We start from the raw sequence: 13062 nt of genomic DNA on the forward strand, positions 1-13062 counted from the left end.
CCCGCCCAAGCGATTACCGTGCTGTTTCGAGCGGGGTAGGGAGAGCGTTTCGTTGGCCTCTTCCGCACGTGAACAGAGACTCCGGCAACCGATTATCCCAGAGCCAATCCATGAAGATCTCTCGACTCGTTTTGCTTGTGATCGTCTGTGCGGTTGCGCCCCTTGCGCATGCCGAAGAGCACGCGTTGCACACCTTCGATCGGCAGGAGTTGACGAACATCTACTTTTCGGAAGGGGCCAACGCCGGCGACTTCAACAACGACGGCCAGATGGATGTCGTGCATGGCCCGTACTGGTTCGAGGGGCCCAAGTTCGACAAAAAGCACGAGATCTTTCCCGCCAAGCCGCAGAACGTGAACGGCTACGCGAATCACTTCTTCTCCTGGGTGTACGATTTCGATGGCGACGGCTGGCAAGACACCTTCGCCGTCGGCTTTCCCGGTACGCCCGCCTATGTCTATCGCAACCCCGGCCGGGATGGCGCAGATTCGCACTGGGAGAAGCACCAGGTGTTCGACTCGGTCTCGAACGAGTCGCCCCACTTCACGCAACTGGTCGGCGATGAGCGGCCCGAACTCGTCTGCGCGCGGCAGGGGCATTTCGGCTATGCCACGGTCGACTGGGAGAAGCCGTTCGAGGAGTGGACGTTTCATCCCATCTCCGGGCCCGATACCGACAAGCAGTTCGGCCACGGGCTGGGCGTGGGTGATGTGAATGGCGACGGACGACTCGACGTGATCGCCAAGACTGGCTGGTACGAGCAGCCCGAGACATTGGCCGACGACCAGCGGTGGAAGTTCCATCCGGTGACATTCGCCACGCGCGGCGGCGCCGAGATGTATGCCTACGACGTCGACGGCGATGGCGACAACGACATCATTACCAGTCTCGAGGCCCACGAGTTCGGCCTGGCCTGGTACGAACAGGTGCGCGAGGGGGATGAGATTTCGTTCAAGCAGCATCTCATCATGGGGAGCCGCCCCGAGGAGAACCGCTATGGCGTGCTCTTCACGGAGCCCCACTCGGTGGCCCTGGCCGATATCGACGGCGATGGCTTGAAGGATATCGTCACCGGCAAGACCTACTGGTCGCATCACCGTCAAAGCCCCCTGTGGGATGCGGGCGCCGTGGTCTATTGGTTCCGGCTGGTGCGTGGCAAGGATGGCGTTGATTGGGTGCCGTATCTCGCCTCGGGCGAGTCCGGCATCGGCCGGCAAGTAACGGTCATCGATCTCGACGGCGACAAGTTGCTCGACATCGTCGTCGGCGGTATGAAGGGGTGCAATGTCCTCACGCATCAGAAGAAGGCCGTAAGCGCCGACGAATGGCAGGCGGCGCAGCCGAAGCCGTACGACGGCCCCAGCACGAAGCTCGAACGCGGACCGCAAAGCGAGCTGGATGCGAAGACGGGGCGCGTCGACGGCGCGCTCGAAGGCGAAACCATGAAGGTCATCGCGTCCACCGCCGGCAAGGTGGGCCAGCAGCAGATGAACGGCTTCCCGGCCGATCGTTGGAGCGGTGGCGAGCAGCTTTTCTGGACGGGGGCCAAGCCTGGGGCGCGACTCGACCTGGAACTGCCCGTCGAGAAGGCCGGGACCTACGCGATCGAAGGCGTGCTGACCATGGCGGGGGATTACGCCATCGTCAAGCTGAGCCTCGACGATCAACCGCTGGGCGAGGCGCTCGACCTGTTCGATCGCGACGTGATCACCACCGGCGTCCTCACGCTGGGTGAGCGCGAGCTTGCCGCAGGCCCGCACAAGCTCTCGATCGAGATCGTCGGCGCGCACCCAGCGGCCAAGCCGGCCTATCTCGTGGGGCTCGATTATATTCGGCTGAGGCCGGCCCGCTGACCGAAACCGGCGCTGCTGGGCGTGCTCGCCCTCTACGCCCCAGACACTCACCATCAAGCGGAAGCCGCTGCCTGGGAAGTGAGCGCCTGCTACAAGGTGTGCGTTTGCCGTTCGATTTCGCGGGCCAACCGGAGCAATCCGGTGAGGGTCTCTTCCGTCGGCGTGGCCATGCGATCGGGCCAGGCGAATCGCTCGACGATCATCCGACGCAACCGGGGCATACGCTGCGGCAATCCGCCGGAGATGACGATTCCCCGGCAAGCGGTCGTCGCTAAGAGGCGGCGCGCGGCCTGCTCGTATTGGTCGGCCATGTGGCGAAACGCGCCGCGGAAAAGCGCCCCCAGGGTGATCTGGTCGCCGCGCATGCCGCGGACATAGCCCCCGGACTCCGCGGCGCCGGCGAAGAAAGAGAGATCCACCTCGAGCTCGCCGGATGATTCATCTTCGACGGCCCGAGCGATCGTGCCCCAGGGATCGTTGAGCTCGACTCGCTCTCCCTCGGCGAGCGCGCTGAGCAACTCGATGAGCACGTTCAAGCCACGTCCACCCGGCAGATGCGTCACCGTGTTCAGGTAACGTCCGCCCAGGTAAGGGCGAGTCTGGTAGTCTCCCAACTGTGGCGTGCCGGTCAGCGTGCTGACCTGCGCCCCGGTCGAGACGTTGACGGAGAGTTCGCCCGCGACAAGTTCCGCTCCCAAAAGGGCCGCCTGTTGATCTCCCACGGCGGGATAGCAGGGGAGCGTTTCGTCTCCGCAACGGACCGTTCCGACGGACGTCGTCACCGTGACCAGTTCGGGCCAGGCAATGTCGGAGAGTCCCAGCCGGGCCAGCCAATCGTGATGAACTCGATCGGCGGCGAGGTCGAGCGTTCCCAGGGCCAGCGTCCGCTCGGTGCGCGGCGGGGCGTTCGTCAACTGCGCCAGCACGTAGTCGCCCAAATGCATCGCCTTTAGCGGACCAGGCGGCAACTCGTCATGATCGCGCAACCAGGCCAAGAGGGTCACCGCCGAGCCGGGACGCAACTCGTTCCCTATTGCGGTACGATCGTCGGTCGAAACGCCGGCCTGAAAGCGATCGAACCAGCAACTACCGTTCACACGATCCGCCACGAGCACGCGCTGGTCGCGCCACGAAAGATAGGGCAGCACCGACCGGGCTCGCTCGTCGGTGAGAACCAGCCCCCCCATCTGCGAGCAAAACATCACACCGCGGGCGTGCGGCCGTCGAGCGACCAGCGTCTCGAGCACCTCGCGCACGCGGGTCACCACGTCGGTCGGATCGACTTCAAAAGCGAGCGCATGCCGCGCCGCCAGTGGATCGGGAAAGGGGCGCGTGATGATCTGCTCGACGCGCTCGTCCGCCAGTTCGAGCACCGCCCCTTTGATCGACGACGAACCGAGATCAATGCCGTAGAAGTGGGTCACCGGTGCGCTCGACTACTGCCACAGCTCGCGCAGGAGAGGGAGCTGCTTTTCGATGAATACCAACAGGGCCAGCCCCAGGTAAAAGAGGCTGCACAGGGCGACGCCCGTCGTATGATACCAGCGCGGGCGTACCGCGGGGGGGAGCAGGCGGTGATTGATCCAGATCAATTGCAGCGCGGTCACGCCCAGCGCCACGTTGTTCAGGTTGGCGATGACGAGCGTCATCAGCTTGGGCGTCGTGAAAAAATAGACGCACACGAGCGACCACAACACGTAGGCGCCCAGGATCGCGTAGTAGATCCACTTCACCTGGTCGGCGCGAAGCTTGCCGCGTACTCGGCTGTTCGCGCTCCAGATGGCGTCGGTCCAGCGGCGGCTGAAGTCGTCGACGATCGACATCTGGCTGGGCAACATGACAGCCATGCCGGCCACGAGGGCCACGAGCCACAGCAATTGAGCCGACCAGGCCCCCAGATAAGGCGCGTGGCGTAGGCCATCGGCCGAGATGACCGCCTGCGACCACTCGAGCTTCTGTGCCGAGTGGTAGAGCGGGGAATGCTGCGCGAACTCGATCGAGACGAGCGCCGGCAGGGCCATGCCCATGAAGCATCCAGGGGCCCAGACGATTAGCTGATCGGTCAGGATATAGCGCCACCAACCGCTCCAGCGGCGCAAGTTCTCGGCATCAATCGGAAAGACCTTGCCAACGTGGCTCAGTTGCACGCTCTTGCCGCCGATCGCGCTGGGAATAGCGCCGACCAGGCTGCCCATGCCCCAGCCCTTGTCGCGCACGAAGTTGCTATAGGTCGAGTTCGCCAGCCCACCGCCCCCCGCGTAGCCGGCGAAGGCCCCCAACACGGCGATGTTCGCCAGCGCCACGGCGGGCCAGGCGCCGTGCTGTTGATAGTAGGCGAGCGCGTTGACCACTTGTTCGCCCCCATGCTCGTCGACGATCGGCACGTTGCCGAAACGGGCGAAGCCGCTGAACACGTTCCACCAGTTCTCGGGGCTGACGAAGAGCACGCCGACGGCGGTGCAGAATCCCAAGACGAAGAGGACTTTGAAGGTCATCACCGCTTGCAGCATGTTGTAGATCTTGCCCCCGACGAGGACGGGCAAGGCCACGCCCAAGAGGCACGCGTACGCGAGTCCCCGCACAAGCCAGCGATCTTCCTCACCCGGCGGGCGATCGAGCAGCAGCGAGGTGATGATCGCCGCGCCATGTGTCGACAAGCCAGGAATCAGCGCGCCCACGTTGAGCAGCAGCATCAGGCTGACCCAGAACCAGGGTCCGGGACTCATGCGCATGAAGCCGGTAAAAACGGGCTCGCCGCAATAGAGGGCATAGCGGCCGCATTCGAGGTTGTAGAACACCTGCAGCACGATGGCCACCGTGGCGATCCACATCAGGCCGCCGCCGTAGCGTGCGGTGATCTCCGGCCCGAAGAGCCACTCTCCGCCACCGATCTGAATGCCCATCATCACGATGCCGGGGCCGATGAAGCTGGTCCAGTGGCGCCAGGACAAGCGACGCGGCTCGGGCAGGTCGGCGACTTCCCAGGTGGGGAGGTGAGTTTCGACAAGATAGGCGCGCTCGCTCTCCGCCATGAACTTCCTCCCCTGCACTCCACCCAAGCATTACTTCCCTACTGCGGGCGTCACACCGTTGACGATGTTCGCCAGCTTCTCGCCCCGCACGGCCGCCAGCGCCAGTCGCGCGGCTGTCTCGCGCAACGTGCGCACCGCGCGCACGCTGGTCGAGGCAATGTGCGACGCGAGCACCACGCGTCCCGACTGCAAGATCGGATGATCCGCGGGAATGGGCTCGGGGACGAATACGTCGAGCGCCGCCCCGGCAAGCTTTCCGTCGTCGAGCGCCTGCACGAGCGCCGCCGAATCGACCAGATCGCCACGGGCCACGTTCACCAGGATCGCGCCACGTTTCATGCCGGCCAGCGATTGAGCGTTGATCATGCCGCGGGTGCCGTCGGTCGAAGGGCAGTGCAGCGTCACGATGTCGGATTCGGCCAGCAGCGTGTGCAACTTGGCCGATTGGCAGCCAGCGTTGGCGAGCTCGCTCGCGTCGACAACCGGATCGCTGACGAGCATGCGGCACTTGAAAGGGCGCAAACGGGCGGCCACTTCGCGGCCGATGCGGCCATAGCCCACGATACCCACGGTCAGATCGCGGAGCGCCTGCATGCCCGAGAGAGGCACGGCCAACCCCCAGCGTCCGTCGTGGACGAGCTGCGAGTTGGCGCACACTTGGCGCGTCATGGCCAAGATAAAGGCGAGCGTCTGATCGGCCACTTCGTCGATGCAATAGTCGGGCACGTTGCAAACCAGAATGCCGGCCTCGCGCGCGGCGGCCAGATCGACGTTGTCGACGCCGATGCCGTAGCGCACGATGGCGCGCGAGCGGCGCATGGCGCGAATGACTTCGGCATTGACGGTTGCAAATTGTGTGATGACGGCATCGGCGTCGGCCACAAGCCTGGCGAGATCCTCCGGCGCGCGGCGTTCTTTCCAGGCAACAATGTCGCAACCGGCGGGGCGCAGAATCGACTCTTCGAGCGCAAGATCATCGAACGAATAATCCGTAATCGCGACGAGCGGCATCGTGACGCATCCCCCCTGGCGTGGCTTCCCTTTTTGGTTGCGGTTCGATTGGTATGACAATATAATCGTTGCACCACAACCTGCAATTATTGCCGCACTCGTCCCGCCTGCTGTCGTCCCACGCCGCGCTGCACGTGTCTCCATCGAGGTTCACCACTCCGATGCTCCAGACCATCGAACGATTGCGCTTGAGCGACATGGTGGCCGATCGCATTCGCGGCTACATCCAGGAGAACGATCTCCAGCCGGGCGATCGCCTGCCGACGGAGTATCAGTTCGCCGCCCGGCTCGGCGTCAGTCGCCTGGCGGTGCGCGAAGCGACCAAGGCGTTGGGTTTTCTCGGCATTGTCGATGCGTCACCCCGGCGTGGGCTGACCGTCGGCGCGCTCGATCTGGGGCGCGTCACGCCGTTCTTGCAGTTCCACCCGCTGCTGCGCGAAACGACCCCCGCGCAGTTGATCGAGACGCGCATCATCCTTGAGACAGGCGGGCTGCCGCAGGTCGTCGAGCGCATGCGCGAGGACGCGTCGATCTACGAAGGGCTGGCCGCAGCGGCCGAGGCCTTTGGCGCGGCGAAGGACGTGGCCACCTGGATCGAACTCGACCTTGCGTTCCATCGCCGCTTGCTCGAAGCCAGCGGTCTCGCGCCGCTCGTTGCCTTTCACGAATTGCTCGAGATTTTCTTCCGCCGGTTTCGCGAGAGTGTGAAGCGGGCCGAATGGAAGCAGGGCATGGAGAGCCATCGACGACTGGTCCAATTGCTGCGCGAAGGGCAGGTCGAAGCCGCGCGGACCGAACTGCGCCAACATATCGAAAGCCACCGCCAGCGTCTGGAAAGCCTCGCGTGAACCGTCTCTTGCTCGCCTCACTGGGCATCTTCTTCTGCCTTTCGTCGGCCGCTGCCCGCGCGGACGACGACCGCGTTCCATTTGCGCCGCTCAAAACCGAGTATGCCCAGCGGGTACACGCCTTGCTCGGGCAATACTGCTTGGGATGCCATTCCACCGCCGATAAGCAGGGGGAACTCGACCTCGAGCAATTCGCCACGCTCGCCGACGTGCGACGAGCGCCGCAGGCCTGGCAGAAGGTGGCCGAGATGCTTGCGCACGGCGAGATGCCCCCCAAGGATGCCGATCAGCCCAGCGCCGCGGAAATGAAACAGTTGCGCGAGTGGGTTCAGCGCTATCTGAATGCCGAGGCGCACGCGAGCGCGGGAGACCCGGGCCCGGTCGCCCTGCGCCGACTCAACAACGCGGAATACAACTACACGATTCTCGATCTCACGCAGGTCGATCTCCGACCGACGCGAGAATTCCCGGCCGACAGTGCCGCCGGAGAAGGTTTTACGAACGCCAGCCAGGCGCTCGTCATGTCGCCGGCGCTGCTGACCAAGTATCTCGACGCGGGCAAAGAGATCGCGCGTCACGCCATGCTGTTGCCCGATGGCCTCCGCTTCTCGCCGAGCGCGACGCGGCGTGACTGGTCGGACGAACTGATGACCGAGATCAAGGCCCTCTACGCACGCTACTCCGACGCCGAAGGCCATTTGCCGCTCGAACCGTATTTGCTCGCCACGCTCGAAGAACGGGACGCGCTGGAATCAGGATCGAAGTCAATTGCCGAAATAGCCCAGGCGCGGAACTTGAGCCCCCGCTACCTCGCCACGCTGTGGCAAAGCCTGACCGCCTCCGACGATTCGATCTTGCTGGCCTCGCTTCGCACGCGCTGGCGAGCGGCCACGCCGGCCGATGTGGCGGCACTGGCAGGCGAGATCCACACGTGGCAGCAGGCCCTGTCCCGTTTCCAGAATGTCGGGCACATGAAGCCCTGGATCGTGACGGTCGACCCGCTGCAGACGACCCAAGAGCTCAAGCTGCAAATCCCGACCATCGAAGCGGGCCAGGTGGTGACGGTATATCTCGCGGCGAGCGATGCCGGCGATGGTGCAGCGGGGGACGCGGTCGTCTGGCATCATCCGCGACTGGCGATTCCCGGCCGCCCCGATCTGGCACTGCGCGATGTGCGGGAGTTCGTGGCGCAACTTGCCTCGCGCCGCGAGCGACTCTTTGCCAGCGCCGCCAGGTGTCTGACAGCGGCTGCCGAGGTGGCCCAGTCGACGAGCGACGTCGATGTCGACGCCCTGGCGCGGCAGCAGGATGTCGACCCCAGTGATTTGGCTGCTTGGCTCGAATATCTCGGCATTCGCTCCTCAGCTGAGATCGAACTCGATCTGCTCACGGAAAAGATCACGCAATCGGCGGGCTACAACTTCGTGCAGGGCTATGGCTCGGGCGAGACGCCCAATGTCGTCGCGAATGCCTCGGACCAGCACGTTCGCATTCCGGGCAATGCGAAACCGCATGGCGTCGTGGTACACCCTTCGCCGACGCTGGCCATCGGCGCCGGCTGGCGCAGTCCCGTCAGCGCAGCGATGCGCATCGAAGGGGCCGTGACGAGCGCCCATCCCGAGTGTGGCAACGGCGTCACGTGGTCGCTGGAATTGCGTCGCGGTGCCACGCGGCAGATGCTGGCCAAGGGGATCTCGGCCGGAGCTCAGCTGGTGCAGGTCGGCCCCGTGGAGAACATCGCTATTCGACAGGGAGATTTCGTGTCGCTCTTGATCGGCCCTCGCGATGGCAACCATGCCTGCGACCTGACCGACATCGAGCTCGTCTTGTCGACCGGCGGCGATCATTCGCAGGTGTGGAACCTGACGGCCGATGTGTCGCCCGATCTGCTGGCGGGCAATCCACACGCCGACCGGCAGGGCAATGCTGGGGTGTGGCATTTCTATACCGAGCCCGTCAGCGGCGTGCCGTCGGGACCGGTGATTCCGGCCGATTCGATCCTCGCCCGCTGGCAAGCCGTCGAAGGGAAAGAAGAAAAGAACAAGCTCGCCGAAGAGTTGCAATCGCTGCTGCTGGCCGGTCCGCCCGCGGGCGCTCAAACGCCGAACGGGGCGCTCTATCGCCAGCTTGCATCGCTCGGGGGGCCACTCTTCGCGGGCGCCCAGTTGGAGGCGAACAACGCCGCCGGCGCGAGCGGGAATTTGGACTGGGGACTCGATCCCACCCTGTTCGGCAAGAGCCCGAGCGGCGAGCCGATCGATGCGCACGACCTCTGCGTCGCGGCGTCCTCGGTACTCGAGCTCAAGCTACCGGCCGATCTCGTGGGTGGTTGCGAGTTGCTGGCCACGGCCGCACTTCACCCGGTCGAAGGCCGCGACGGGACCGCGCAGGTGGAAATCGCCAGCATCCCCCCGAAGAACACCTCGACGCTACGGGCCGACGCCCCGATTCTCGTCGGCGAAGCCGGTACGCGTCGTGAGGCGCTGGCCCGAGCCTGTGAAGACTTCCGCCGACTGTTCCCTGCGGCATTGTGCTACAACCGCATCGTGCCGGTCGACGAGGCGGTCACGCTGACGCTCTTCCATCGCGAGGACGAGTCGCTGGCTCGGCTGATGCTCGATGACCGCGAACGAGCGGACCTCGATCGCTTGTGGAGCGAGCTGCACTACGTGAGCCAGGACGCGCTCACGCAGGTCGATGCCTTTGCCCAGCTCATGGAGTATGCGACGCAGGATAGCGACCCGCGTTTGTTCGAGCCCTATCGCGAGCCGATCCATCGCCACGCCGCCGAGTATCGACAGCAATTGATCGACACCGAGCCGCAACACCTGGCCGCCGCGCTGGCGCTGGCGGGACGTGCCTATCGGCGACCGCTTCGCGAGAACGAGCAACAAGAGCTGAAGGATCTCTATACGAAGCTTCGGGGTGAAGACATTCCGCACGAGGAGGCGATTCGCCTGCTCGTCGCGCGGATTTTCGTGTCGCCGGCCTTTCTCTACCGCGTGGAAGAGGCCGCGTCGGGGAAAGAGGCACGGCCCATCTCCGATACGGAGCTTGCCAGCCGGCTGAGCTATTTCCTCTGGTCGTCCTGTCCCGACGAGGAGTTGCGCGACCTGGCGGCGGCGGGAGCACTGCACACGGAGGAAGCAATTCTCGCGCAGACGCGCCGCCTGTCGGCCGATCCGAGGGTGCGCCGCATGGCGGTCGAGTTCGCCTCGCAGTGGATCCACGTCTACGACTTCGACACGCTCGACGAGAAGAGCGAACAACATTATCCGGAGTTCAAGACGCTGCGGGGCGACATGTACGAAGAAGCGATTCGCTTCTTTACCGATCTGATTCAGCGCGATGGTTCGGTGCTCGACGTGCTCGATGCGGATTACACGTTCGTGAACGAGCGTTTGGCGGCGTTCTACGGTATCGAAGGCGTCTCCGGTGACGAGTGGCGACGCGTCGAGGGTGTGCGCTCGCTCGGCCGCGGCGGCATTCTCGGCTTTGCGTCGACCCTGGCGAAACAGTCGGGTGCGTCACGCACCAGCCCCACGCTACGTGGCGCCTGGGTCAGCGAGGTCTTGCTGGGTGAAAAGCTGCCGCGTCCCCCCAAGGACGTGCCCCAAATACCCGAGGATGAAACCGCTACGGCGGGGCTCACCGTGCGTCAGCTCGTCGAAAAGCATGCCAGCGATCCACGCTGCTCGACCTGTCACGTGCGCGTCGACCCGTTCGGCTTCGCGCTCGAGGAGTTCGATGCCATCGGCCGCCGCCGCCAGCACGATCTGGCCGATCGGTCTCTCGATACGAACGTCACGCTCCGCGACGGCACGCAGTTCGCCGGGCAGGAGGGGCTGCGGGCCTACCTGCGCAACGAACGACGAGACGCACTCTTGCGACAATTCTGCCGCAAGCTGCTAGGCTATGCCTTGGGGCGCGGCGTGCAATTATCGGACGAACCGCTGCTGGCCGAGATGCAAAGCCGGCTGGCCAGCCGCGACTATCGCTTTTCGGCGGCGGTCGAGGCGATCGTCGTGAGCCCGCAGTTCCGCGAAATCCGTGGTCAAGAATACATCGGCATCGAACCGGTTGAACCTACCGAAGACGAATGAGCCCCGCGCGCCAACCCCTGCGAGGATCCAAGATGAACCTGCACCATTTTTCGCGCCGCACGTTTCTCCGCGGAGTCGGGGTCACGATGGCGCTGCCATGGATGGAATCGCGACTGGTGTGGGGAGACGAGGCGCCGGCCGTCGCCAAGGGCAGCGAAGCGCCCATCCGCCTGGCGGTGCTCTTCTCGGGCAATGGCTTCCACAGCACGGAGTGGTGGGCACGCGGCGAGGGAAGCCAGATGGAGTTGGGCCAGGTCCTCGCGCCTTTGCACGACTACCGCGAGAAGATGCTCTTCATTCGCGGCCTCTATAACGAGGAGGCACTCAAGGGGAACATCCACAGTTCGCAGACGGGCAATCTGCTCTCCGGCGCCCCGCTCGCCTCGGGAGGCGAAATCCGCTCCGGCACGAGCATCGATCAGTTGCTCGCCCAGACGTATGGGCAATCGACCAAGGTGCCCAGCCTGGTGCTGGGCTGCGAAAAGTCGAACCCCTCGGTCCACAAGAACTACTCGATGCTTTACAGCTCCCACATCTCGTGGAGCTCGCCCACCACGCCCACGCCGCTCGAGTTGTACCCGGCGCTGGCGTTCGATCGGCTGTTCAAGGACGAAGTCGGTCGGGGCGACAAGAGCGTGCTCGATGCCGTGCTGGAAGATGCCCGCGGCTTCCGCCAGCAAGTCAGCAAGAATGATCAGCGTAAGCTGGACGAATATCTCGACTCGGTCCGCGAGGTCGAGCAGCGTATCGAACAAGCCGGCAAGCAGGGAGAGTTGCAGGGCTGGCGTCCCACGCTGATGCAGCCGAACATGGCCCGTCCCGACGAAGGCGTGCCGCAGAACATCGCCGACCACATGCGGCTGATGTGCGATATTCTCGTGCTCGGCTTCCAGACCGATACGACGCGCATCTGCACGCTGAAGCTGAACAACGACCACAGCTCGCTGCGTTTCCCGCACTTGAACGTCGACTACATGATCCACCATCTGCTGTCGCACTCCGACACGGCCGACTGGCTCAAGGTGAATCAATTCTTCCTCGAACAGCTCGCCTACGTCGCCGGCAAGCTCGACGCCATTCAGGAAGGAGAACGCACGGCGCTCGATAATTCGATGCTGCTCTACTGTTCGAGCATGATGACCGGCGGCCACGATGCCACGCAGTTGCCCGTCGTACTGCTGGGCGGGGGGGGTGGAAAGCTCCAGGGTGGCCGCGTGCTCGATTACCTCGGCCAGTCGAATCGCAAAATGTGCAGCCTCTACCTGTCGATGCTCGACAAGGCCGGCCTGCACCTCGACCGCTTCGGCGACTCGACCGAACGTTTGGCCGAGATTTGATTCACCTCGCCGACGGCGATCGGGGGCGATTCCAGAATCACTCTCGCACCAACTCGGTACGCACGCCGCGGAGATCCATTTCGTACTCGATCTCTTCCACCGGCGGCCGGCTGTAGCACCATTGCACGCCCCGGGCGCCGGCGGTGTCCATGCGGCCGAGCAACACGCGCGGCAACAGCGGCTCGATCGCGTGTACGGTGTAGACATTCACCGTTGTTGAAAGCGACCAATCGGCGCCGAGCCCACGCAGGCGGTTTTCCATCAGATCCATGACGAAGCGTGCCTTGGTGGCGATGCCACTGGGCGAGGTATCGCCGAGCGCCACGATCCCCTCACGTTCGAGCACTCCCTCGGGCAGCTCGCCTCCTCCGGCGACGACAAAGGTTGGATTCTCCTTGGTATCGCCAGGTCGCGTGTAGGAGTAGCCGAACACAGATGGCTCGACCGGCGGCGCAACCGCCGGCGCGACATTCGTCCGCGCGACGGGGTTCACTCCGCCAACGAATACGCCCCAGTCTTCGAGGATCGCCGAGTAGCCAGCATTGAATTCGGCGAAGCCGCCAAAGCAGTACGGTGTCGGCGAGCGCAATTCCACGCCGCACAGCGCCGCGCGGGGGCGCCCCTCTTCGGCGAGCAACGCGGCGATGCGTTCCATACCGGCCCGGTAGGGAATCTGCCGCAAGAACGTTACGTGGACAATCTCGTAGCCGGGCTGCGCGATCGCGCCACACGAATAGGGAGCGATGCCTGGCAGAAACGAGTAGTTGCCCGTGGGATGTGCGATGAGCGGCATGGTGACCTGGTGGAAGTATCTTTCGAGGAACGCAGAGAACAGGGCAGGGGGGCGGACGGTCGAGCTAGTATACTGTCCGCCATCC

At 64.4% G+C, this 13062-nt stretch carries 8 protein-coding genes; 4 read left to right on the forward strand and 4 right to left on the reverse strand.

Annotation, left to right across the window (positions count from 1 at the left end; translation table 11 throughout):
• The first annotated feature begins 110 nt into the window (after positions 1-110).
• Positions 111-1853, forward strand: coding sequence for a VCBS repeat-containing protein (locus KF708_07095; protein MBX3412435.1), 1743 nt, complete (start codon positions 111-113; stop codon positions 1851-1853).
• Between the two features lie 89 nt (positions 1854-1942).
• On the opposite strand, the gene KF708_07100 is transcribed toward KF708_07095, so the two are convergent.
• Genes KF708_07100 through KF708_07110 form a run of 3 tightly spaced genes read right to left on the reverse strand, consistent with a single transcriptional unit; the run spans position 1943 to position 5896 of the window.
• Entirely contained in the window at positions 1943-3277 is a 1335-nt protein-coding gene (locus tag KF708_07100) for a hypothetical protein (GenBank protein MBX3412436.1), read from the reverse strand.
• 12 nt (positions 3278-3289) lie between these two features.
• Complete coding sequence (locus KF708_07105; GenBank protein MBX3412437.1) at positions 3290-4885, reverse strand: Nramp family divalent metal transporter; 1596 nt, start codon at positions 4883-4885, stop codon at positions 3290-3292.
• Positions 4886-4915: 30 nt separating this feature from the next.
• The gene (locus tag KF708_07110; protein ID MBX3412438.1) at positions 4916-5896 is read right to left on the reverse strand and encodes a C-terminal binding protein; all 981 of its coding nucleotides are present in this window, start codon (positions 5894-5896) and stop codon (positions 4916-4918) included.
• 161 nt (positions 5897-6057) lie between these two features.
• On the opposite strand from KF708_07110, the gene KF708_07115 reads away from it, so the two are divergent.
• Genes KF708_07115 through KF708_07125 form a run of 3 tightly spaced genes read left to right on the forward strand, consistent with a single transcriptional unit; the run spans position 6058 to position 12184 of the window.
• On the forward strand, positions 6058-6744 hold the full coding sequence (locus tag KF708_07115) for a FadR family transcriptional regulator (protein MBX3412439.1): 687 nt from the start codon (positions 6058-6060) through the stop codon (positions 6742-6744).
• Positions 6741-10847, forward strand: coding sequence for a DUF1592 domain-containing protein (locus KF708_07120; protein MBX3412440.1), 4107 nt, complete (start codon positions 6741-6743; stop codon positions 10845-10847). Before KF708_07115 ends, KF708_07120 begins: the two co-directional genes overlap by 4 nt.
• Positions 10848-10879: 32 nt before the next feature.
• Complete coding sequence (locus tag KF708_07125) at positions 10880-12184, forward strand: DUF1552 domain-containing protein (GenBank protein MBX3412441.1); 1305 nt, start codon at positions 10880-10882, stop codon at positions 12182-12184.
• A gap of 37 nt (positions 12185-12221) precedes the next feature.
• Here the strand turns inward: KF708_07125 and KF708_07130 are convergent, their stop codons facing one another.
• Entirely contained in the window at positions 12222-12977 is a 756-nt protein-coding gene (locus KF708_07130) for a hypothetical protein (protein MBX3412442.1), read from the reverse strand.
• Between the last annotated feature and the right edge of the window lie 85 nt (positions 12978-13062).

The organism is Pirellulales bacterium (genome assembly GCA_019636335.1).
Classification (GTDB): domain Bacteria; phylum Planctomycetota; class Planctomycetia; order Pirellulales; family JAEUIK01; genus JAHBXR01.